We start from the raw sequence: 21,943 nt of genomic DNA on the forward strand, positions 1-21,943 counted from the left end.
AGGAAAAAGCCTTGAAATCAAGGCTTTTTTACGTCCAATAGCTTTTTGTAGCAAAGTATTTAAAAATAAAAGAGAAGAGAATCTCTCACTCTCTTCTCAGTATATCTTATTAAATTTAGTTTTTCTTAATCTACCTGATTTTCCTTTGCGACGACAAATTCTTTAACCAGTCGATAGATAACAGCAAATACGGGGGTAAAGAATATCATTCCAAGTAGTCCGAAAAGATTCCCTCCGATACTAGCAGCCGCAAGCGTGAAAAGGGCTGGTAAGCCAATAGATTGACCCACAACTTTGGGATAGATAAGATTTCCCTCAATCAGTTGTATGATTTGATAAAGAACAATAGAAAATAAGGCTTGACTTGGACTTACTGTAAAGATAAAAATCGCTCCCAGAATACAAGCAATCATAGGACCAACATAAGGAATGAAAGACAGTACTCCTGCAAAGATACCTGTCATTACCCCATAAGGTAGTCCAAACAGGCTGTAGCCAACTGCTATCATAACTCCTATGATGACTGCTTCAATCAGCTGACTCATCAAAAATTGATCATAAGTCTCTAGTGCTACTTGTCCGATGTATGTCAACCTTGTCACCACTTTCTCTGGAAATATAACTTTTAGAAGTCGACTCGTCATCGCTGCCAGATGTTCCTTACTGGATAAAAATGAAAAGGTAAAGACTATAATCAGAAAGGCATTCATCATACTTGAAAAAATATTTCCTATATTACTAGTCAGACCGGATAAGAAGGCTATCAAAGCTTGACTAATAGAGCTAGACTGTCCCTGAATTCCTGATACGATAGTTGACAGCGTGTCTTTGGTTACAAATTCCGAGCTATCTAGTAGTTTACCAAGTTGAGTCAGGACTGTTGAAAGGACTGTTCCCAGCTGACTAATAGTCTGAGCAAGGGTTGGAAGCACCAAAACCAAAAGACAGATCACGATTAAGATAAGAGATAGGAAAACAAGCGCCATAGCAATCGGACGACGCAACCCTGCCTTTACCTTCATTTTAACTAGGAATTCTTCAATTTTTTTCATGGGAACATTGAGCACAAAAGCAATAACAGCACCATAAATCAAGGTAGAAGTTACTTCAAAGAGAGATACTGCTCCTGATATAAAGCTTGATGCATTCAGAATTACAAGAGTAACCAGCCCTATAAAAAGTATTAACGGGGTGTATTTTTTTACTAAATTCATAAATTCTCATTAATAAACATGTTTAGATACGACTATACTATTTGGTTTTTCAAACTCTCGGTCAAGGTAGGCTTGATAAGTTCCTGGTGCGATAAATCCTTTGGGTGAAAGGATATCTGTTCCAGCCTGACCGACTATGGTATCTGCCAAGAGCACACAGTTTGTGGATAAGACAAAGTAGGATTTAAACTTAGATTTGATAAATTTATAAAGTTCCCCATCCGTCTCATGTCTGATTTTATAAGCGTAAGTGTAGTCTTCCTTACCATCACCTGTCGTGATTTTATCTGCACTTGGCTCCCATGGAATCGTCAGTTGTTTCAATTCAGCCAACTTTTTTTGAATTGCTTTTTCCATTTCAGGTGTCAAATCTATTCCGTAACCAAAAAGCGTTTTTTGACTCTCACGTTTACATAGATCGATGTACTTATCGCGGTCACAAAAATATAAGACACCATCTCCTATCATACCAAATAAGGTCTCAGATGACGGATCATAGTTGCCATAAGAAATAACACGACCCTGATAGCAGATATCCACATGACCAATAGCTGAAAACAGGGAGGTCTCAGCTGTATGAACAAAAATTTCTAGCTCTGCTGTCTTACCAGACTTCACTATTCCAAGATGGATATCTTCTTCCTCATCAGCATTTTCTAGCATAAATTTGTTAACTTTTGCTAAAGTTCTTGCAGGGATGAGAGCGGCTAGGACAATAGGTAAGCTAATTCTAATACGACGTTTGAGATGGTTTTTCCCAATTTCCCCTTCAAATAAGAAACCGTCACGGATATTGGACAGACCATAAAGGAAAAAATAAGCCCCTAAAACAAAGAGTTGAAAGACAGAATTCCCCGTAGAGGACAAAAGACTAGCTCCACCAAGAAAAACTAGTAGAATACCATCTAGTAAGAGACGAAAACGAGGTCGAATATTATTTTTACGGTAGAGAACATAGGTGACAAGATTAATCGTGGCCCTAAAAATCTGATAAACTCCAATCACAAGAGCCAGAACATAAATCGGTATATCAGTCGCAAGATTAGAACCTAGCAAATATCCCAGCACTAACAATTTAACCAGTGCAACTCCCAAGGTATCCGTTGACTGGCTTTTTTTGAAAACTCGTAATACTAAATCTACGACCGTTGCAATCCAAGCTAAAACTAGAGCCATTCGAATAATCGTTACTGGCAACCAAGTCCCCGTGACCATCAAGATAAGACCTAACAGAACAAACAAGAAACCCTGAGCAAGTAATTTCTTACCTGTCAGACCTAAAGAGAGAATTTTCCCCATATAAAAACCTTTCAACAATAAAAATTAAGCCCTTTGATTAAACTGACTGGTAAATAGCCAACGGCACAAACAGTCTGTACCAGCAAGACATAGCGATTAGCGATGACTGTAGTAAGGTCACCATCTTGTCTTATGCACTTCTAAAATTTGTTTTATTGATTCGAAAACAGAGCTTATAAAAACTAGCTAAACTTGAGAGATAAGTACAATTGAGACGAAAAAATGTCTAACCAATACTACTTGTAAAGGTAAGAAAATATTATTTCTATTCTATTAATGATTTATATACTATCTATTATGACACAATACTCACTATAGTTCAACATTTTACTAATTAAAAATCATAAAAGAAGTTTCAAGTCCTCATAACGCTTTGAAAAGAACAAAAAAACGGAATGAAATAACATATAATTAGATTATTAAACAAAGTTTACTAGGCACAAACTAAGATATGTTTGATCAAGCAGAGAGGGGAGATGCTGTTTCTTTAAAACAAGTTTATCTCACTATTTTTTATGAACTGCCTTTCCAGACATCTCTAATCTGATGACACTCTTCAAAAATATTTTAAAAATTTAAAACAAAAGTCTTGCTTTTCATTTTATTTGTGATATACTTGTTCTCGTATTAGATACAAGTTATCCAAAGGAGTTTATATGGATACAAAATTTTCAGTAGCCTTACATATCCTAACCATGATTAGCGAGAGCAAGGATACCTTAAGTTCACAAGCTCTGGCTGAGAGCGTCGGAACCAACGCTAGTTATATTCGTAAGGTGATTGCCTTATTGAAAAACGCTGGCTTAATTACTTCCCATCAAGGAAAAACAGGCTATCAACTCAGTAAGTCCCCAAAGGAAGTGACCTTACTTGAGATTTATTTTTTCACACAAGAAGTCAACCACATCAGCTTATTTCCCGTTCACCAAAATAGCAATCCGGATTGCCCAGTAGGGAAACATATTCAAGCTGCCATTTCGCCACTATTTGCTAGCGCTGAAGCTCAACTTGAGAAGGAACTAGCCCAGCAAACCTTAGAAGATGTCATTAACAATCTTTATAAAGAAGCCAAACAAAAACGAAACTGATTTGCATGCAGATCAGTTTTAAAAAGGCTATACTTGTATCTATATCAGATACAACAAAAAAATAGAAAAGAGAAGACAATGAAAGCCGCACAGCACACTACTTATAACAAAAACAATATCACTCTTAACATCACAGAAATCGCAAAACCAAGTATCACAGACAAAGAAGTTTTGGTCAAAGTCACCGCTGCTGGTGTTAATCCTCTGGATAACATGATTTCCCGAGGAGAAGTCAAGATGATTGTCCCTTACAAACTCCCACAAACTGCGGGAAATGAAGTGGTCGGTATCATTGAAGAGACCGGTAGCCAAGTCAAAAATCTCAAAGTCGGAGACCGAGTTTTTGGGCGTTTACCACTTGATCATATTGGTGCCTTTGCAGAATACGTAGCTGTCGATAGTCAGGCTATAGCCAAGGTTCCAGACTATCTGTCTGACGAGGAAGCGGCTGCTGTCCCTTTGACTGCCTTGACTATTATGCAAGCCGTAGAACTCATGGGGGCTCAAGCTGGCAAGACCATCTTTATCTCTGGTGGTACAGGCGGTGTCGGTGGGATGGCCATTCCGATTGCTAAGGCTAAAGGTTTGAAGGTCATTACCAATGGGGCTGGAGATAGCGCTGAGCGTGTATTGAACCTAGGAGCAGATCGTTTTATCGATTACAAAACAGAGGATTATACAAAAACTGTTAGCCAGGTTGATTATGTCCTTGATACCCTTGGTGGCACTGAGACTGAAAAACAAATGTCTATCATGAAAAAAGGTGGTCAGCTTGTTTCCCTCCGTGCTATGCCAAATGGTGACTTTTCCAAACGTATGAACCTGCCAAAATGGAAACAAATCTTACTTGGACTAGCCGGTCACAAATTTGATAAGATGGCTGACAAATACGGCGTTCACTACCATTTTATATTTGTAGAAAGCAATGGTGCTCAATTACAAGAGGTAGCTGACCTCTTTAGCAAATTGGAAATCAAGCCATCTATCGATACAGTCTATCCATTTGAAGAAGTGAATAGCGCCTTAGACAAGGTCGCTAATGGTCGCTCACGTGGAAAAACAGTCCTCAGCTTTAAGAAATAAAAAGGAAAAGACAATGTCATATCTTACAACTAAAACTCAATACATCACTGTCGACGGGAACAAAATCGCCTATCGCGAACTCAGCAAAGGCAAATCAAAATTACCTCTTCTGATGCTGGTCCATTTGGCAGCAACCCTCGACAACTGGGATCCAAAACTCTTGGACTTGATTGCTGAAAAACACCATGTGATTGTGGTCGACCTTCCTGGTATCGGAGCCAGCCAAGGCAAAGTGGCGCCAACCATTCCTGGAATGGCTGAGCAAACAATTGCCTTTGTAAAAGCCCTTGGTTACGATAAAATCAATCTCCTTGGCCTTTCCATGGGAGGCATGATTGCCCAAGAAATGGTTCGAATCAAGCCTGATTTGATCAACCGTCTCATCTTGGCAGGAACAGGACCTCGAGGTGGAAAAGAGGTCGATAAGGTCACAGGGAAAACATTTAACTATATGTTTAAAGCTGGACTCGAACGCATCGATCCTAGACGCTACATCTTCTATAACCATGATGAGCAAGGAAAAATCGAAGCTTTGAAAGTTCTCGGACGAATGGGGATGCGAACCAAGGAATTTGCGGACAAAGACATGAGTGTCCCTGGTTTCTTGACTCAACTCAAAGCTATTAAACGTTGGGGGAAAGATTCTCAAGACGACCTAAGATTTATCACCCAACCAATCTTAATCGTCAACGGGGATAAGGATATGCAGGTTCCAACAGAAAATTCTTATGATATGCATGAGAAAATAAAAGATAGTAAACTCATCATCTATCCACATGCTGGTCACGGTTCGATTTTCCAATATGCAGAAGAGTTTTCAAAAGAACTCATTGCTTTCTTGGAGGACTAATATGGTCAAAACCATTCTAATAACAGGTGCTACGGATGGCATTGGAAAGCACTTGGCAAAGAAACTGGCCAGTGAAGGGCATCATGTCATCCTCCATGGTCGCAATCCTCAAAAGCTGGAATTGGCTACTCAAGAGGTTCGGGCAGTTTCCTTGAGAGGCAGAGTTTCGAGCTACCTGGCAGATTTTTCAAAATTAGATGATGTTTATCGATTTGCGGAGGAAATCAAGCGAGACTTTCAAAGGATCGATGTCTTGTTTAACAATGCAGGCCTGTATGCTGGAAAAGAACGAAAAGCGAGTGCTGAAAATGTCGAGTTGACTTTTATGTTATCCGTTCTCGTTCCCTATATGTTAACAACTGAGCTAAGCCCCTTGTTAGAAATAGCGGCTGACGGCCGTGTCATTAATACTTCTTCCTATATGCATCATTTTGCCAAGGTCAAGGATTTGGACTTTGGATTTGAGAACAACTATAATCCAGGATTGGCCTATAATAATTCCAAACTCTATACCATTTGGATGACACGCTATCTAGCAAGAGATTTCTTTTTAAAAAGTTCAAACATCACCATCAATGCCTATCATCCTGGTCTTATCTCGACTAACTTAGGGAATAATTCTAGTGATGAAAAGACGAAAAAGTCTCTCTTCGGGCGCCTGATGAAGTCTCTCTCGAAAGATTTAGATCAGGGGATTGAAACAGGCTATTATCTCACCTTATCAGAGGAAGTCAGGGGCTTGACTGGCTACTATTTTGATGAAAAGAAAGTCAAGTCGGTATCTGAAAAAGGATATACACTTGAAAAAGCACAAGATTTAATCAATTACTGCAATGATAAAATTGAGTTGTTTAAACAGAAATATGCTCTGCTTAATTAGAAAAAAAGTTCTCTTTCCATTTTGCTAGAAAGAGAACTTTTTCTTTAGGAGAAATAACTTAATTTTTAATCGATTCGTGATAGCTCAGCTGGCACTGTTAAGTAATAAGTTGCCGTCAAGCTTGCTTCACCTTGATTGACAAAAATCTCGATGGAATTTTTATCTAGAAAAACTTCCAATTCTTTAGCTTCTACATCTACATAGCGGTGGCTCGTATCCTGTTCTTCTTCACCGAGGATTTTCTGAGTCAGATGACTACGATCAATATAGACTTGCTTGGCTGTGCTATCATAACCAAACTCTAGATAATCTGTATCGCTTCCCAAACGGTAACGCTGATCACCATCAATTTGAATGTGATGGCCCCCTTGCTTGATAGGAGTTTGGAATAACTTCCCATCCTTCAATCGAAGTACACGAGGTAAGGTCATGACACCAGCCCACTTATGATCTTGGTCATGAGTTGGAAGTGTACGCCCCCACATCTGCATCCAGGCAATCATGATACGACGATTTTGGTCATCCAACAATGTTTGAGGCGCATAGAAGTCCTGGCCATGGTCGATTTCTTCTACTGTTTCTGGAATGAACTGTTTAGCTTTCCAGTCTACCTGACCTGTAACCAAAACAGAAGAATTGATATTGTGGTAAGAATCACCTTCACGTTGATAACGCATTGGTGACATAATGATGCAGTCTTTTCCATCTAACTCAAAGTAGTCTGGACATTCCCACATAAAGCCTTGGTGTTCTACCCCTTTTAAAAAGATGGATTCGAACTGCCACTCTACTAGGTTATCGGACCCTAGTAGAACGACACAACCCACATTATCTTTATGTTTGGCAGCAACTACCGAATAATAGCGTCCATCTTTTTCAAAGAGTTTTGGATCGCGGAAATCAGCAGCGATTAGCTCATCTGGCAAGTCTGCACCTGTCGCAACTGGATTTTGGGAAATCTTTTCAAAGTGAATCCCGTCGTCTGAAAATGCCATATTTTGCACTTGACGGACACCGGATTCTTCTTCGATATGTCCAGTATACATGAGCCAGAGGCGATCGTCTTTGACGATAGCTGATCCTGAGAAGCAACCATTGCGGTCGTAGTCTTGGTCAGGAGCAAGTGCCACTGGCAAGTGCTCCCAAGTCACCAAATCCTTACTTTTAGCATGGCCCCAGTGCATTGGCCCCCAAGCGCTATCATAAGGATAAAACTGATAAAAGAGATGGTATTCTCCACGAAAATAGACGAATCCATTTGGATCATTAATCCAGCCAATCTCAGCAGAGAAGTGGTTCTCAGGTTTATATTGAGTATTAACCAGATGCTTATTTTCTTCTATATAGCGATTGGCCCTCTCTACTGTGTATTTTTTATCTCCCATAATCAACCTCTATTTCTTGTTTGCTTGATATTGATCATAGTATTTTTGTTTGATAGCGAGATAGTCAGAAAGTCCGTATTTCTCAAGTTCTTTCTTATAGTCATCCCACTCAGCATCAATATTGCCGTTGACAATCCATTCTGCACGTTTGCGGTAGATATAGTCATTCATATCTGCTTCAATGTGGGCAATCTTATCCAAATCTTCCTCAGTCATAAAGACTCTTGGATAGTTGTTGTCATTACTCATATAAGGAACATAGTATTCTTTAATAAGGTCCAAACGCCATTTGGCATCGTCTGGCATAGTTGTCACTTTACCATAGTAAGAGTCCAAGATAGCAAGTGGTCCACCAACTTCAGTTTTTTGACGAAGTTCTGCTGGCGCTGTTCCGTTTAGTGGCAAGTGTTTGAGACTGTTAGTTGCTTGGTCAAATTCAAAGATATTTTGTTGCTTGTCATCTCCATAAGTCCCCCAGTTGTTTTGGACAGATTGGAGAGGTGCGTATTGGGCATCAATCCATTTAGCTGTCAATTCAAGGTTTTTGTTGACGCTAGTGATGACCATCTTATCACGCGCAAATCCCATACCATTTGTACGAGTTACGTGTTTTTGTCCACTTGGACCAGCAAGGACAGGTAAGACATCATAGTTTTCGTTGCTTCCTGTGACATTGTTCTTGTCCCATGTGAAGTAAACACCGTATTTTTGATCATGACCTTTGGCAATATAGCTATTCCAATCGTGTTCGAAAGCTTCCTTATCGATCAAGCCTTTTTCTTGCAATTGACGGATGAATTTCACACCTTCTTTATAGTCGTCGTTATCTGCTGTAAAGTCAACTTTTCCATCGTTTCCAACTACTAAGTGATCATCGTTATCCCCAACACCAAATGCTCCAAAGAGGAATTTGAAGTCTTCGTTTCCATTACCGCCGATGAAAGTAAATGGAATTTCGTCTGCTTGACCATTTCCATTTGGATCTTTAGTTTTAAATGCTTCTAAAACTTTGATCAAATCATCTGTTGTTTTTGGCATTTCAAGGCCAAGTTTATTGAGCCATTCTTTGTTAATCCAAGCCATATCATTGACACTATGGATAGATTCTTTGCCTTCTCCAAGCTCCTCAATCCATGGGAATGAATAGATGTGTCCGTCTGGTGCTGTCATCATAGCCTTGTATTCAGGTTTTTCCTCAAGAACTTTCTTGAGATTTGGCATATATTTATCAATCAAGTCTTCAACTGGAATGATTACACCTTTCTTAGCCCAGTTCATCAAGTCTACATCTGAAGCACCGTCATTATGGATGGCATCTGGAAGGTCACCACTTGAGATGTCTAGGTTTCTCTTTTCAGCAAAGTCAGATTGGTAGTTGGTCCAGTCAATATGAACCCCTGTTTCTTTCTCCAAACGTTGGAAAATCAATTTTTCATTTGGGTCTTTTGGTGCTAGAGGTGAACTAGCTGTCATAAACTTCAAGGTTTTCGTTTCTTTGAGTGGGAAGGTTACTCCCTCCAATTTATAGTCTGGACTAGAAGCTGTATTTTTTGAGCCGCAGGCTGCAAGAAGGGTTAAACTAGCTGTCAACAAAACTGCTGATTTTGTGAATGTTTTGAATTTCATGAGAAAACTCCTTTTATTTTTTCTATTTTATTAACCTTTAAGTGACCCCGCCATAATACCTTTATCAAAGTATTTTTGGAAGAATGGATACATAACAATCAATGGCAAGCTTGAAATGACAATGGTTGCGTATTTGATCAATTCAGCTAAACGTTTCATTTCATTCATAGCTGCTTGTGCTCCAATCATATCTTGACCAGGCTGGCTCTGAATGAGAATTTTACGAAGAACAAGTTGCAATGGTTCCAAGTTTGGATCCTTGATATAAATCATTGCATCGAAGTATGAATTCCACTGGCCGACAAAAGCATAGAGGAAGAGAACGAACATAATTGGTTTTGCAAGAGGAAGCATGATTTTGAAAAAAATCTGTAAATCATTTGCACCATCAATGACGGCTGCTTCTACCAATTCTTCAGGCAATCCTTGGAAATAGGCTCTGGCGAGAATGATATTCCAAACATTGACGGCACCTGGAACAATGATAGCCCAAGGAGTGTTAAGCATACCCAGATCTTTAATCAACAGGTAAGTAGGAACTAGACCACCACCAAAGAACATGGTTACAATCAAGAAGTAGTTAATCCAACGACGTCCAACCAAATCTTTCTTAGATAAGGGATAGGCTGTAAAGACTGAAATCAAAACTGTTAAAGCCGCAAATCCAAATGAGTATAGTAGAGAGTTGATAAAACCTCTAAGAATGGACTGGTCGCTGAATACACGCTGGTATCCTTCTACTGTCCAGTCAGCAGGATTAAAACTAATCCCTCTACTAACTAAGACCTTAGGATCCATAAAGGATGCTACGACTATATAAAGTAAAGGAAGCAAAGTAATCAAAACGATAAAGACGATAATGATTTTATTCAAAAGCAAGATTCGTTTATCAAATTTTGTATCCATGATTGAATTTTTCATGTTTTCCTCCTTAAATACCTTCGCCATTATTCATGCGTTTAACAACTTGGTTGACTGCAACGAGCAAGACAACGTTGATAACTGCATTAAATAAACCGACGGCTGTTGAGTAAGAATAGTCACCTGACACAAGACCCACTTTATAAACATAAGTTGAGATAATTTCAGATGTTGGTAAGTTTAGTGATGTCTGCATCAAGAAGGCTTTCTCGTAACCGACATTCATAATCCCACCTGCGGCCAAGACAAACTGGATAACCATGATAGGCTTCAAAGCAGGAAGGTCAATATGCCAGATTCGTTGGAAAATATTGGCACCATCTAGTCTTGCTGCTTCGATTAAGGCTGGGTCGACGTTAACCAAGGTCGCTGTGTAAAGTGTTGACGCCCAACCCATTCCTTGCCAGATCCCACTAAAGATATAGAGGGGTCTGAAGTAGTCAGGGTTTGTTAGGAAATCAGCTTTGATCCCAAACATGGAAAGAAAACTATTGATTGGCCCTCCAACTGAGAAGAAGAGGAAAATCATACCAACAATAACAACGACAGAAATAAAGTTAGGTGCGTATAAAATAAGCTGAATCCGTTTTTTAGCTTTTTCACTCAAGAGTTGGTTGAGCATAATCGCTAAAATAACCGGTGGCAAAAAACCAAGAAGCAAGCCATAAACACTCAATTTAAGAGTATTGGCTAACAAGATTCCAAAGTTGGGTGAAGACAAGAATTTTGTAAACTCAGAAAATCCTACCCAGTTACTTCCCATTATTCCTTTTAGAGGATTGTAATCTTTAAAGGCGATCAAAACTCCGTACATGGGAATGTACTTAAAGATAAAAGTCAAAACCAAACCAGGGACGGTCATCAATAACAAGAGTTTTTGTTTCTTAATCCGTTCCCAAACAGAAACCTGCTTCGCTTTGCTATTCATAGCAACCTCCTTTTTTGAAACGTTTCAATTTTGTCTTAGAAAAGATAGCGCACGGCGCTCTCTCATCATTATTTGAAACGTTTCAATTTTTGTTTTAAAAAATAAATCTCTTTGATTTGACTCTATTTTAACATTGATAGCGCTTTCTGTCAAGACTTATTTTTAATTTTTTGTTGTTTTTCCTTCAATAAATGTTACTGGTAAGATTGTCTGTAAATTAACAGTCTTTCCATCAATGATCTCAAACAAGATACGAACAGCTTCTTGAGCCATCTCTTTCAACGGTTGTTTGATAGTTGAAAGCAGATAATCTCGATCATTTGCCATCTTAATACCATCATATCCAATGATTTGCACATCATGAGGTATTTGTTTACCATTTGTCTCTAGTATTTCAATAACATCTAAAGCCGCAAAATCATTAATAGCGAAAATCCCATCTATGGAAGGATTCTCCGTTAAGAACTGCTCTAACTTCTCATGATAGTCTGCAACCGTCTCATCTAGGTCAAAGATACTAAAAGGTATATTTTTGTCTTGAACATACTTCTCAAATGAAATTCTACGTCGTTTAGTCTCATTAATGGTTGTGTTGTGTCCACCTACAAAAGCTAAATGCTGACACCCTTTTTTGATGAGTTGTTTGGCAGCTTCTCGTCCTCCTGCATCATTATCAGACGATACACATGCAATCTCTATATCTGAATAAGTACGGTCGATACTAACAAAAGGAATTCCTGAAGTTAGGTAGTTCTCGATTGGACTATAGGTAATGGCTACAACTCCATCAACCTTATTATGACGTAGCATCTCAAGATATTCTTGCTCACGGTTGGTTCCATTTATTGAACATAAAAGTAGTTTATTATTTCTCTTGTAAACTTCATTTTCCACATGCATCGCGAATTCAGAAAAGAATGGATGCCAGACACTTGGCAGAATTAATGCTATCGTCTCTGTTCGATTTTTTTTCATTCCCCTTGCGTAGTAATCTGGGATATAATTCAAGGTTTTAATCGCTTGTTCAACTTTCTGTAAGGTCACTTCTTTGATCCCTTTTTCTTTGTTGATCACACGTGAAACAGTTCCAACACTAACTCCCGCTTCCAGAGCAACATCTTTCATAGTAATGGATTTTTTTTGCTCTACCATATTCTCACCTCCTTGCACTCTATAGTATCATGCAACCGCTTTTTTGGCAACTATTTCTTAATGAATACAGGAAAAAGCCTTGAAATCAAGGCTTTTTTGTTTTTCTAAGTATTTAGGGGCCATCCCAAAAGATAGATGCTCAATTGTCCACTTCTTCCTTAAATCGTACTTTTCCTTGGCTATATAATCGCATAATCTTCACAAAACGAACGGGATTGTTTTGGTTATACATAAGAAAAATTGTAAAGAATAACAAGCCAGCAAACCACAAACCATAGCCTTCATTAATCGGTTGACCAAATTTTAGAGGAAGAGTCAAGAAATACAAAAAATAATAGATGGACACTATATTTACTGCAAAGCGAGCAAACCGAAAAGCTAGAGTGCCCAGTTGTCTAGGATCAAACTGGTTTTTTACAAGCAAATTATGAGATGCGGCATAGTAAAAGACTTTCTCTGTCGTCGGCTGTGCTTTACGAACATTTTTATAGAGTGCTCGTTCAAGTAAAGCAACCAACGAGAAAAACTGCATCAACCAAAATAGAAAAATACAAGCTAGACTAAACCAGTTATAAACACCAATAAACTTGAGGGAAAAGAAGCCCGAAATTGCAGGCCCACCTGCTAGTAAGAGAATTACCAATTCAGGAATAAAGGAATTCGTGTTACGAGCGCCTTCAGTATTGAGCAACCTACTCTTAGGAGCAGCTAGAGCCTCTCCTGTCTTTTGGTCATAATAAACAGCTTGTCCATCACATTCTCCGATAAAGACACGACGACGTCCAAGAAAAAACATATTGACCTCTTTCTATTTATAAAAACAAGTCCTCAAAGTTTGGAATGCTTTTATCCTAGTATACCATAAACCAACTGCTAGATCATAGGATAGCTAAGGTTAGCAGCTTGCTAAAAGGTTGACAGAACTTCGCTCCATAGGATATGATGGGAATACCTGGAACTTTAACTCTGCACGAGTTTTACTCCTTCTACTGAAAAAGCGTTGGTGAGTTCAATTCTATATCTGGAGGTTTCTATGAAAATCTATTATTCAAAATTTGTCGGTGTCGGCTATCTAGTCTTTGCAGCGGGTGTATTCTTTCAATTTTTCTTTTTCCTCGCGCATGGATTGATCGACTTTTCCCAGCTTAGTCTTCTCACTGTGGTTCCAACCATCCTCTTTTTCGCTGCCGTCTACGCAACGATTGCAGGCATCAAAAGACTTTCTAGTCGTAGGCTCTCCTTTGAATTCACCTTTGAAGGTATTTATGTCTATCCCGGGCTCTTCTTTTCCAAGGAAATCTTCATCCCAAAAGAAGAATTGCTGCGAGCATCGTATGTTGAAGTGGATGTCAGTGACCCTGACCATGTCAACAGCAAGGCTTGCTATTTAGATTTTAACCTGAGAGAGGTCACCCAGCTAGAAGATATTTCTAAGTCAAACATCATTATCGATACAAGTGTCTTGATATTGCGTCTCGCCCTGAGCCTCTGTCGATTTAGAGAGGAAGAAAAAACCGAGTTGGCGACCTATCTAAAAGAAAACTACGGCATTGATTTCTTCTATTAGAACGTCATAAAAAAGCCCTGAATTAGGGCTTTTTGTGTTATTAGCGATTTACCATTTGCGCCTTAAAATGGGTTAGTTGATTATCCAACTTAAACGTCGTATAAACTCGAATGATTTAAAATTTATGCTTCGAGAACATAAAAAAAGCAAGGGCTACTCTCCACCCTCACTTCTTTTTTTCACTCTTAATTACGGTAAAAATGACTATCTTTGTCGCTTGGTGATTGGCCGATTGCCAAGACGTCTTGGCTACCGTCTGTACCTGTTAATTCATTTTGGACTCCAGCTGGAGTAAAGATCAGGCGTGCTCCTTCTCCGCCTCCAACAAGATGAATTCCTGTCAGATAGTAACCGTCCTTCTCCTCTACTTGATCCATTTCATACTGGAAGGTTCCTTTTGAACTTTGAATGGTCACGATTCCATCCGCTGTGACTGTAGCAGTTGTTCCAGCATAGTTTTCCCACGTTCCAAGGAATTTTGCGTAAGCTTCTGGAGTTTTTTTCTTCTCTTCCTTCTTATCCGTTTGAGTGCTTGCGGAACTTGATGGGCTCGTCTCAGACTTCTGCTCCTCTTTTTGACTAGCTTCTGTTTTACTTGATGACTCCTTAGTTACTTTAGAAGAAGCCTCTTTGCTTGAAGATGCTGTAGTTTTTTCAGTATTTCCTCCACAAGCAGCAAGTGTCACCACAGCCAACAAGGCAAGAGCTGAAAGACTGGTGTAGCGCAATGTTTTTTTCATGATAATCTCCTTTTAAAATGATGATACAGTCTCATCTGCATCTAAAATAGCTAGCCTGAAATTACATATATTTTTGACGGCTAACCTGTAGTTTTCAGTGTATCATTTATTTCCATATAATTCAATAGCTATTTGACATCAAAAAAGGCTAATCCAATCAGGAATTAGCTCTTCTATTTTTAGTAGATAAACATGGCATCGCCAAAGCTAAAGAAACGGTACTTCTGGTCGATAGCATGCTGATAGGCTTGGAGGACCAATTCACGGCCTGCAAAGGCAGAAACTAGCATGACCAAGGTAGACTTCGGCAAATGGAAATTAGTAGAAAAAGCATCCACCACCTTCCAGTCATAGCCTGGCTTGATAAAGATATTAGTCCAGCCAGAGTCGGCCTGGATTTGGCCGTCAAACTTGCTTCCGATAGTCTCTAGCGTACGGATAGAGGTAGTCCCCACAGCAATGACACGGCCACCATTTTCTTTGACCTGACGCAAGGTCGCTGCAGCTTCCTCAGACAATTGATAAAACTCTGAGTGCATCTCGTGCTCATCCAGATTATCTACTGAAACAGGTCTAAAGGTCCCAAGTCCAACGTGCAAGGTCAGGTAGACTAGATGAACGCCTTTTTGCTGGATTTCTTCTAGTAATTCTTTGGTAAAATGCAAGCCTGCAGTTGGGGCAGCGGCTGATCCACTCTCCTTGGCATAGACTGTCTGGTAACGTTCACGGTCATCCAATTTTTCATGAATATAAGGAGGCAAAGGCATTTCTCCAAGACTTTCAAGCACTTCTAGGAAAATTCCTTCATACTCAAAACGGACAATACGGCCACCATGGGTTAATTCCTCAGTCACAACTGCACTTAGTCGACCATCACCAAAGACAACACGGGCGCCAACCTTGAGACGTTTAGCAGGTTTTGCCAACACTTCCCATTCGTCTCCTGCTATATTTTTCAAGAGCAAGAGTTCAACGTGACCACCTGTTTCTTCCTTTTGACCATGAAGTCGGGCTGGCAAGACACGGGTATCATTCATCACCAGGGCATCACCTGGCTCTAGCATTTCAATAATGGAGTGAAAATGGCGATCTTGAAATTCTCCAGTCTGGCGATTAACCATCAAGAGCTTAGAGGCATCGCGCTTTTCCAGAGGTGTTTGTGCAATCAACTCCTCAGGCAAGTGAAAATCAAAATCATTGGTATTCATTGTAGTCATATTTCCTTTTCTTTTCTAATGTACTTACGATTAGCTATCAAAACGAACTTCTTCAAGCAAATAATCGATGAAGCGTTCACCCATCTTAGACAAGCTAGTCTTTTCATGCTGGATATAAACCAGTTCAATCGGATCATCAATATCAAGTGGAATCGAGACAATATTGTCTCCATTAAGATTACTATTGAGGATACCTGTCGCGATGGTATAGCCGTCCAAACCAATCAAGAGATTGAACAAGGTCGCACGGTCACTAACCACGATGGATTTCTTGTGGTGTTCTTGTGACAAAATCTCTTCTGAGAAATAGAAGGAATTATGGGTTCCTTGGTCATAGCTCAAGTAAGGGAAGTCTTCTAGGTCTGCCAACTGCACCTTGTCTCTTTTAGCAAGAGGGTTGGTCTTGCTGACAAAGATATGGGGTTGGGCTGTAAAGAGATGGTGGGCCACTAGATGATTGTCATCCAACATCTTCGAAAGAACATCTCGGTTATAGCTATTTAAAAAGAGAACTCCCACTTCACTGCGGAAGTTCTTGACATCATCGATAATCTCCCAGGTTCTGGTTTCACGCAAAAAAAGCTCGTACTTTTCCATATCGCTCTTCTTGAGCAAGGAAACAAAGGCATTGACCACGAAGGCATAGTGCTGCGAAGACACACTAAAAAGCTCGCGATGAGCGATTGGGTTCTTATAGCGTTCTTCTAGAAGTTGCGTTTGCTCGACAACCTGACGGGCATAGGATAGAAACTCCATTCCATCACGTGTGAGGGTGATTCCTTTAGGATTTCGGATAAAAATCTCAATTCCCATCTCATTTTCTAGGTCACGAACTGCATTTGACAGACTAGGCTGCGTAATGAAAAGTTGCTTTGCAGCTTCATTCATCGAACCAGTCTCTACAATTTTGATAATATAGTGTAATTGTTGAATTCTCATGCTTTTATTGTACCATACTTGAGGCAATATAAAAAGAACCAGTCACTGAAAGCTCTGTGGCTAAGCTTAGATGAATGCTTTCAAAGGACTTTATCTAGCACTTTAAAAAGAGGTTGAAATAATTCCAACCTCCTTTAATCTTTATTATTATACAAGCTTTTTAATCGAAACTTAGCTTCCTCTTTCCCAGAAAATAGCTAGCAAAATCATAGCCCCGAGAACTGCTGGGATAATGGCTGTACCGTTTAGGTTTGGCCCCCAAGAACCAAAGATTAATTGTCCTAAAAAGGCACCAATCCAGCCGAGAAACATTTTCCCGAAGCAGCCCATGCGTTCACCACGATTGGTGATAGCTCCTGCTAGTAGTCCGATTAAAAGCCCGACAAACATACTTCCAATCATAGTTTCTCCTTAAATTGCCCAATCTCCATTGCGGAAGAGTGGTACGCGTGTTCCATCCTCACGGATACCATCGATATCCATTTGGTTCGAACCAATCATAAAGTCAACGTGAACATCTGAACGGTTAAGTCCTGCAGCTTCAAGCTCTTCTTCACTCATCTCAGCTCCACCAACAACGCTAGTTGCATAGGCTGCACCAATAGCCAAGTGGTTAGAAGCATTTTCATCGAAAAGGGTGTTAAAGAAGGTAATCCCTGACTGAGAAATTGGACTTGGATCTGGTACCAAGGCACACTCACCCAAGGCACGCGCACCAGCATTCTTAAAGACAAGGTCCTTCATAACTTGATCACCCTTCTCAGCAGTGATATCAACGATTTGACCATTTTCAAAGGTCACCTTGATGCCTTCGATAATATTTCCATTGTAGCTAAGAGGTTTTGTAGACGTTACATAACCATCTGCGCGACGGAAGTCAGGAGCTGTAAAGACTTCTTCTGTTGGCATGTTTGGCAAGAATCCTTCACCTTGAGCATTGATCGCTCCGGCAGATTCCCAAACGTGGTTCTTAGGCAAGCCAAGTGTCAAGTCTGTTCCAGGAGCAGTGTAGTGAAGAGCTGAGAATTGCTCTTTGTTGAGCATTTGTGCCTTGCCCTTCAAGATTGCTGCATGTTCTTCCCAAGCCTTAACTGGATCTTCTTCGTAGACACGGCAAGTCTTGAAGATTTGGTCCCAAAGGAGGTCCACCGCTTCTTCGTCGCTTGCAGCATTTGGAAAGACCTTCTTAGCCCACTCTAGTCCAGCAGCAGCTGCTACAGTCCAGCTAACCTTGTTAGATTGAGTTGCGATACGCATTGGCTTCATGGCAATTCCCATAGCTTTTGCAGAAGCAGAAAGCTTTTCTGAATCCACTCCGTTCAAGGCACCTGGGTCAGAAGAACGAACACCGAGACGACTTGCTTTGTTTTCAAGAAGGTAGTTCATCTCAGCAATCTTGTATTCTGGCACATTGTCCAAACGCTCTAGTGGCGCGTGAAGGAATTTCTCACGGTTTACAAAGTCATCTGCCCATTGAACGATAACTTCGTGCGCTCCAAGTGCATAGGCTTCTTTGACGATTAAGTGAGCCAACTCGCGTTGCTCCACATCGATCGAGAGAGCCAAGGTATGACCAGGTTGCACGTTCACTCCGTTTGCAACCAACAACTTCGCATATTTTTCTAGATTTTCTTTAAAATTTGGTAAAACCATTCTGTTTTCTCTTTTCTATTTTTATTTTTCTTTCAAAGCAGAAAATAATCCTGCCAAAGCAATAGCACCTGACAAGAGTGCTGTCGATAGAAGAATTGTCTGATCAGCAAGTTCAAATTGGTACTCAAACACCTTCTCAGCCGGTTTATCTTCCGCGAATATTCTTAGTTTCATGAGAACCCCCTTAAAATTCATTAAAATAAATCACTATGACTTCCTGTCCTCAGCAAGTTTAAAATCAATTCCGACTTGTCTACCTTATAGACCAAAAGCCAATCTGGTTGGATATGACACTCACGAACCCCTTGAAAATATTTGGACGTCGTCAATTGATGGTCGCGATATCTAGCAGGAAGTTCTTTTTCTTGAACTAGAAAATTCAATACTTCTTCTAATAATTCTGCCTTCAACCCACGCTTCATAGCCAACTTAAAATCTTTTTTAAACTGTTTATGGTAACGAATCTTAAGCACGCAAATCCTCCATCAAGTCTGAGACAGATTCAAAAGACTGACTCATATTACGATTTTGGTCTACATCCATTACTACTTGGAGCAATTTTTGATTCTCATCAAGCCTAACATCAAAAGGCAAACCCTGATATTGAATTGCCTGACGAAGGAAAATATTGATAGCTGTTGTCATATCCATTCCTAAATGATTAAAAACCTGTTGGGCCTGCTCCTTAACCTCACTATCCAGACGGATGCTCATACTCGTCTTTGGCATATCCTCACCTTCTTTCTATTTATTATTTTAACAAAAAAGACAGCTAATGTAAACTCATTGGATATACAATGGATAGCTATAAGCTAAAATATAGTAAAGAAATAAAATTAATGTCCCAAATATGGGAGATCTCAGCCTGAGTTTTAGTTTTAGAATATAATGTTGCTATCATAGATTAAGAGGTGAAAAATATGAACCAGATTACGAAACAATATAAATTACTATATTTCTTGCTTATTTTATTAAGTCTGACAAGTGCTCTTTTAATGACACTCTTCTCTCTGCAATTAGGAAGAATACTTGATAGTATATCTAATTCAAATAGTGGATTACTCTTTCATATCACTATTTGTGTAAGTTCGATTTTACTGTGGTTCTTGATTTCTTCTTCCTATTCCTATCTTAAAAACCAATATGTAAAAAAAGTTATTTTAGATCTAAAAAGGCGTCTCTTATTACATTATTTATCGCGTGAATTTAACCAAATTGACAACCGTAACCATTCAGATTTCTTAAATAATATCACCAAAAACAGTGACCTTATTCAAGAAAATTTATTGATTCCTAGAATCTCTCTAATCGCAAATTTAGGGAGCCTTATCATGAGTGTGGTTGCTATTATTTATATAGAATGGCGATTAGCATTAGTCTTTCTTTTATTGTCTAGTATAACGATTTTTCTATCTCAAATTCCTGGAAAGTTAATGACTAAAGCAACTAATAATTATTCCCTACAAAATAATCACTATTTATCAAAAATGACAAACTTTATTGATGGTTTTGAACAAATTAAGTTATTAAATGTTCAAAGCTGGATTCAAGAAAAAATTCAGGGAATCAGTTTAGAATTTGAAGAGTCCAGAAAAACTTATCAATTTTTAAAAGACATAGCTTCAACTACTGGAACCTTACTAAGTTTTTGCTCTCAACTATCCTGTATGGTTGCTGGTATCTTTTTTGTAAGAAATAACTTACTGACTATTGGATTACTCGTAGCAAGTATTCAATTATTAAACGGTGTCTTTGCTCCCTTACAATCTATTCTTTACAATAAAAATTTAATCAACAGTTGTAAGTCCATTATTGATAATATCCAAGAAAATCTATATGAGACGAATCATGAAATTTTTCATAAAACAACTACAATTAATTGTGATAATATTTCGACCATTTCTATTAGCCAATTATATTATGAAATTGAAAATAGAATATTATTTGATCATTTTTCCTATGAATTTAAAAAAGGCAAGCGCTATGCGATTATCGGTGCTTCAGGAACTGGGAAAACAACTTTAGTAAAATTAATACTAAATTATTATCCAAAAAATCTTTATGATGGAGAAATAAAAATCAACGGAAAACAGAATATTGATATTCCCTCAGAGGAGTTATATAAAGATATTGCGTTTGTGCAAAAAAATGACTTTCTGATTGAAGGCAATATTCTAGAGAATATCAAATTGGCTAGAAACCTTCATTTAACTGAAAAATTAAGAAAAGCCTTAGGCTTTAATGAGGAATTTCTTAATAAGAATCTATCTCAATCAAATCAAACTATTTCAGAAGGGGAAAAACAACGAATTGATTTAGCTAGGTTTTTAGTCAAAATATATTCTGTATATATATTTGATGAACCTACAAGCAACCTTGATCCAATAAAAGCCAAAGCAATGATGGACTACATTCTATCCATTAGAGATGCAATTGTTATTGTCATTACTCATGATCAAAGTCCAAAAATATTGGAAGAGTTTGATCACGTTATTACCTTATAGATAAATGGCCTAGTCTACTAAATGAATGATGTGTTTCTCAAAGTATTGTTTGTAATTTTTGTAGATTGTTTTATTGAAGAGTTCGAAAATTTTTAAAGCTTCTTCGATTTTTAAAAGTGATTTTTGATTATGATAGAATTTCAGTTCCAAATATCCATCTAAATATAGCAAAATAGTTTGTTCAAAAAAATCTGTGGAATCCGCTAATATATTCTTCGTAGCCTGTTTTAAAAATAAAGATTCCTCATATAAGTCGTTCTCAATCATTATAATCAAAGAATTGAGAAGTAGTTGAATGAGAGATTGTCTATTTCTAGGTATAGGACTATACAACTTCCCTTTTTTGAGCGCCTCTTTGGCATATCTAAATAATAAATCTGGAGATAGAACACGACAGCAATTTCCAAGGATGAGCGTTTCGTAATAACCCCAGTTTTCAACGGAAAATAAATAGTTTGTAAGATAAGAGGCGTCTTGACGACTCAATTGATGATTCTTATCCATTCCCGAAACAATACTTTCGATGAAAATAGCATTTAATTTATGGTAATGAGAATTTGTCTCATGAAAAAGTTCTATTTCTTTCTCTACCATATCTAGTAATGCTTGAGCATCTTCATTATATGCGGCCTGTTTAACAGAAGCTATTAAGGTATTAAAATCCGAAGGTTGATAATGATTACAGATAAGCAGAAATTCTTCTAGTGTTACTCCTATTCTTTCCAGAAGATACAATAACTTAAAGACAGAAATCTCTGTTTCTCCTAATTCAAATCTAGATATTTGAGATTTTGAAATTTCAGCACCTGCTAATGAAGAAATAGAAATCCCCTTTTCTTCTCTTATTTTCCTATAAGTTTCACCTAAAATCATACTTATCTCCATTCCATATCGAAA

Annotated in this window: 23 protein-coding genes; 6 read left to right on the forward strand and 17 right to left on the reverse strand. The window is 38.6% G+C overall.

The features are described from left to right. Positions 1-125: 125 nt before the first annotated feature. Positions 126-1,214, reverse strand: coding sequence for an AI-2E family transporter (locus HMPREF2619_RS01450; protein ID WP_070458456.1), 1,089 nt, complete (start codon positions 1,212-1,214; stop codon positions 126-128). A gap of 9 nt (positions 1,215-1,223) precedes the next feature. Next, positions 1,224-2,513, reverse strand: a complete 1,290-nt coding sequence (locus tag HMPREF2619_RS01455; protein WP_070458460.1) for a hypothetical protein — start codon at positions 2,511-2,513, stop codon at positions 1,224-1,226. 656 nt (positions 2,514-3,169) lie between these two features. Between HMPREF2619_RS01455 and HMPREF2619_RS01460 the strand changes: the two genes are divergently transcribed. From HMPREF2619_RS01460 to HMPREF2619_RS01475, 4 genes are all read left to right on the forward strand, one after another. Continuing rightward, positions 3,170-3,601 (forward strand): Rrf2 family transcriptional regulator, encoded by a 432-nt coding sequence (locus HMPREF2619_RS01460; RefSeq protein WP_070458463.1) that lies wholly within the window; start codon positions 3,170-3,172, stop codon positions 3,599-3,601. A gap of 78 nt (positions 3,602-3,679) precedes the next feature. Beyond that, entirely contained in the window at positions 3,680-4,684 is a 1,005-nt protein-coding gene (locus HMPREF2619_RS01465) for an NADP-dependent oxidoreductase (RefSeq protein ID WP_070458466.1), read from the forward strand. A 13-nt stretch (positions 4,685-4,697) separates the two neighbouring features. Further along, positions 4,698-5,534, forward strand: coding sequence for an alpha/beta fold hydrolase (locus HMPREF2619_RS01470; protein ID WP_070458469.1), 837 nt, complete (start codon positions 4,698-4,700; stop codon positions 5,532-5,534). 1 nt (position 5,535) lies between these two features. Then, complete coding sequence (locus tag HMPREF2619_RS01475; RefSeq protein ID WP_070458477.1) at positions 5,536-6,414, forward strand: SDR family NAD(P)-dependent oxidoreductase; 879 nt, start codon at positions 5,536-5,538, stop codon at positions 6,412-6,414. A gap of 65 nt (positions 6,415-6,479) precedes the next feature. Here the strand turns inward: HMPREF2619_RS01475 and HMPREF2619_RS01480 are convergent, their stop codons facing one another. The 6 genes from HMPREF2619_RS01480 to HMPREF2619_RS01505 all read right to left on the reverse strand — a co-directional run bounded on the left by HMPREF2619_RS01480 (position 6,480) and on the right by HMPREF2619_RS01505 (position 13,222). Continuing rightward, a complete protein-coding gene (locus HMPREF2619_RS01480; protein WP_070458480.1) occupies positions 6,480-7,799 on the reverse strand; it encodes a glycoside hydrolase family 32 protein in 1,320 nt (439 codons plus the stop codon). Positions 7,800-7,808: 9 nt separating this feature from the next. Continuing rightward, positions 7,809-9,425 carry an ABC transporter substrate-binding protein gene (locus HMPREF2619_RS01485; protein ID WP_070458483.1) on the reverse strand — a complete coding sequence of 539 codons (1,617 nt, stop codon included), beginning with the start codon at positions 9,423-9,425 and terminating at the stop codon, positions 7,809-7,811. Positions 9,426-9,455: 30 nt separating this feature from the next. Next, positions 9,456-10,346, reverse strand: a complete 891-nt coding sequence (locus HMPREF2619_RS01490) for a carbohydrate ABC transporter permease (RefSeq protein WP_060955219.1) — start codon at positions 10,344-10,346, stop codon at positions 9,456-9,458. Positions 10,347-10,356: 10 nt separating this feature from the next. Beyond that, on the reverse strand, positions 10,357-11,274 hold the full coding sequence (locus HMPREF2619_RS01495; RefSeq protein ID WP_070458487.1) for an ABC transporter permease: 918 nt from the start codon (positions 11,272-11,274) through the stop codon (positions 10,357-10,359). A 162-nt stretch (positions 11,275-11,436) separates the two neighbouring features. After that, positions 11,437-12,426, reverse strand: a complete 990-nt coding sequence (locus HMPREF2619_RS01500; protein WP_070458490.1) for a LacI family DNA-binding transcriptional regulator — start codon at positions 12,424-12,426, stop codon at positions 11,437-11,439. Between the two features lie 139 nt (positions 12,427-12,565). Beyond that, on the reverse strand, positions 12,566-13,222 hold the full coding sequence (locus tag HMPREF2619_RS01505) for a hypothetical protein (RefSeq protein ID WP_070458494.1): 657 nt from the start codon (positions 13,220-13,222) through the stop codon (positions 12,566-12,568). Positions 13,223-13,459: 237 nt separating this feature from the next. On the opposite strand from HMPREF2619_RS01505, the gene HMPREF2619_RS01510 reads away from it, so the two are divergent. Beyond that, the gene (locus HMPREF2619_RS01510; protein ID WP_070458497.1) at positions 13,460-13,993 is read left to right on the forward strand and encodes a hypothetical protein; all 534 of its coding nucleotides are present in this window, start codon (positions 13,460-13,462) and stop codon (positions 13,991-13,993) included. 185 nt (positions 13,994-14,178) lie between these two features. Here HMPREF2619_RS01510 and HMPREF2619_RS01515 read toward each other — a convergent pair whose 3' ends face one another. The 8 genes from HMPREF2619_RS01515 to HMPREF2619_RS01550 form a co-directional block, all read right to left on the reverse strand. Then, positions 14,179-14,733: an ABC transporter substrate-binding protein gene (locus HMPREF2619_RS01515; protein ID WP_070458500.1), complete on the reverse strand. Its 555-nt coding sequence runs from the start codon at positions 14,731-14,733 to the stop codon at positions 14,179-14,181. 179 nt (positions 14,734-14,912) lie between these two features. Beyond that, on the reverse strand, positions 14,913-15,941 hold the full coding sequence (gene queA / locus HMPREF2619_RS01520; protein ID WP_070458504.1) for a tRNA preQ1(34) S-adenosylmethionine ribosyltransferase-isomerase QueA: 1,029 nt from the start codon (positions 15,939-15,941) through the stop codon (positions 14,913-14,915). A 39-nt stretch (positions 15,942-15,980) separates the two neighbouring features. Beyond that, on the reverse strand, positions 15,981-16,889 hold the full coding sequence (locus HMPREF2619_RS01525; RefSeq protein ID WP_070458507.1) for a LysR family transcriptional regulator: 909 nt from the start codon (positions 16,887-16,889) through the stop codon (positions 15,981-15,983). 171 nt (positions 16,890-17,060) lie between these two features. Next, positions 17,061-17,291, reverse strand: coding sequence for a GlsB/YeaQ/YmgE family stress response membrane protein (locus HMPREF2619_RS01530; protein ID WP_070458511.1), 231 nt, complete (start codon positions 17,289-17,291; stop codon positions 17,061-17,063). 9 nt (positions 17,292-17,300) lie between these two features. Continuing rightward, positions 17,301-18,542, reverse strand: coding sequence for an aminopeptidase (locus tag HMPREF2619_RS01535; RefSeq protein WP_070458514.1), 1,242 nt, complete (start codon positions 18,540-18,542; stop codon positions 17,301-17,303). 21 nt (positions 18,543-18,563) lie between these two features. Continuing rightward, on the reverse strand, positions 18,564-18,716 hold the full coding sequence (locus tag HMPREF2619_RS01540; protein WP_049504469.1) for a hypothetical protein: 153 nt from the start codon (positions 18,714-18,716) through the stop codon (positions 18,564-18,566). Between the two features lie 20 nt (positions 18,717-18,736). Next, a complete protein-coding gene (locus HMPREF2619_RS01545; protein WP_070458516.1) occupies positions 18,737-19,015 on the reverse strand; it encodes a type II toxin-antitoxin system YafQ family toxin in 279 nt (92 codons plus the stop codon). Then, entirely contained in the window at positions 19,008-19,271 is a 264-nt protein-coding gene (locus HMPREF2619_RS01550; RefSeq protein ID WP_023027648.1) for a type II toxin-antitoxin system RelB/DinJ family antitoxin, read from the reverse strand. The genes HMPREF2619_RS01545 and HMPREF2619_RS01550 overlap by 8 nt, the downstream gene beginning before the upstream one ends. 191 nt (positions 19,272-19,462) lie before the next feature. Between HMPREF2619_RS01550 and HMPREF2619_RS01555 the strand changes: the two genes are divergently transcribed. After that, on the forward strand, positions 19,463-21,046 hold the full coding sequence (locus HMPREF2619_RS01555; RefSeq protein ID WP_070458519.1) for an ATP-binding cassette domain-containing protein: 1,584 nt from the start codon (positions 19,463-19,465) through the stop codon (positions 21,044-21,046). Between the two features lie 9 nt (positions 21,047-21,055). Here HMPREF2619_RS01555 and HMPREF2619_RS01560 read toward each other — a convergent pair whose 3' ends face one another. Further along, positions 21,056-21,919, reverse strand: coding sequence for a helix-turn-helix domain-containing protein (locus HMPREF2619_RS01560; protein WP_000600261.1), 864 nt, complete (start codon positions 21,917-21,919; stop codon positions 21,056-21,058). Positions 21,920-21,943 lie beyond the last annotated feature (24 nt).

Origin of the sequence: Streptococcus sp. HMSC074B11 (assembly GCF_001808705.1) — a bacterium.
Lineage (GTDB): Bacteria > Bacillota > Bacilli > Lactobacillales > Streptococcaceae > Streptococcus.

Coding starts and splice junctions, on each gene's coding strand:
- HMPREF2619_RS01450 (WP_070458456.1), bottom strand. CDS start 1,214: ATGAATTTAGTAAAAAAATACACCCCGTTAATACTTTTTATAGGGCTG.
- HMPREF2619_RS01455 (WP_070458460.1), bottom strand. CDS start 2,513: ATGGGGAAAATTCTCTCTTTAGGTCTGACAGGTAAGAAATTACTTGCT.
- HMPREF2619_RS01460 (WP_070458463.1), top strand. CDS start 3,170: ATGGATACAAAATTTTCAGTAGCCTTACATATCCTAACCATGATTAGC.
- HMPREF2619_RS01465 (WP_070458466.1), top strand. CDS start 3,680: ATGAAAGCCGCACAGCACACTACTTATAACAAAAACAATATCACTCTT.
- HMPREF2619_RS01470 (WP_070458469.1), top strand. CDS start 4,698: ATGTCATATCTTACAACTAAAACTCAATACATCACTGTCGACGGGAAC.
- HMPREF2619_RS01475 (WP_070458477.1), top strand. CDS start 5,536: ATGGTCAAAACCATTCTAATAACAGGTGCTACGGATGGCATTGGAAAG.
- HMPREF2619_RS01480 (WP_070458480.1), bottom strand. CDS start 7,799: ATGGGAGATAAAAAATACACAGTAGAGAGGGCCAATCGCTATATAGAA.
- HMPREF2619_RS01485 (WP_070458483.1), bottom strand. CDS start 9,425: ATGAAATTCAAAACATTCACAAAATCAGCAGTTTTGTTGACAGCTAGT.
- HMPREF2619_RS01490 (WP_060955219.1), bottom strand. CDS start 10,346: ATGAAAAATTCAATCATGGATACAAAATTTGATAAACGAATCTTGCTT.
- HMPREF2619_RS01495 (WP_070458487.1), bottom strand. CDS start 11,274: ATGAATAGCAAAGCGAAGCAGGTTTCTGTTTGGGAACGGATTAAGAAA.
- HMPREF2619_RS01500 (WP_070458490.1), bottom strand. CDS start 12,426: ATGGTAGAGCAAAAAAAATCCATTACTATGAAAGATGTTGCTCTGGAA.
- HMPREF2619_RS01505 (WP_070458494.1), bottom strand. CDS start 13,222: ATGTTTTTTCTTGGACGTCGTCGTGTCTTTATCGGAGAATGTGATGGA.
- HMPREF2619_RS01510 (WP_070458497.1), top strand. CDS start 13,460: ATGAAAATCTATTATTCAAAATTTGTCGGTGTCGGCTATCTAGTCTTT.
- HMPREF2619_RS01515 (WP_070458500.1), bottom strand. CDS start 14,733: ATGAAAAAAACATTGCGCTACACCAGTCTTTCAGCTCTTGCCTTGTTG.
- queA (WP_070458504.1), bottom strand. CDS start 15,941: ATGAATACCAATGATTTTGATTTTCACTTGCCTGAGGAGTTGATTGCA.
- HMPREF2619_RS01525 (WP_070458507.1), bottom strand. CDS start 16,889: ATGAGAATTCAACAATTACACTATATTATCAAAATTGTAGAGACTGGT.
- HMPREF2619_RS01530 (WP_070458511.1), bottom strand. CDS start 17,291: ATGATTGGAAGTATGTTTGTCGGGCTTTTAATCGGACTACTAGCAGGA.
- HMPREF2619_RS01535 (WP_070458514.1), bottom strand. CDS start 18,542: ATGGTTTTACCAAATTTTAAAGAAAATCTAGAAAAATATGCGAAGTTG.
- HMPREF2619_RS01540 (WP_049504469.1), bottom strand. CDS start 18,716: ATGAAACTAAGAATATTCGCGGAAGATAAACCGGCTGAGAAGGTGTTT.
- HMPREF2619_RS01550 (WP_023027648.1), bottom strand. CDS start 19,271: ATGCCAAAGACGAGTATGAGCATCCGTCTGGATAGTGAGGTTAAGGAG.
- HMPREF2619_RS01555 (WP_070458519.1), top strand. CDS start 19,463: ATGAACCAGATTACGAAACAATATAAATTACTATATTTCTTGCTTATT.
- HMPREF2619_RS01560 (WP_000600261.1), bottom strand. CDS start 21,919: ATGATTTTAGGTGAAACTTATAGGAAAATAAGAGAAGAAAAGGGGATT.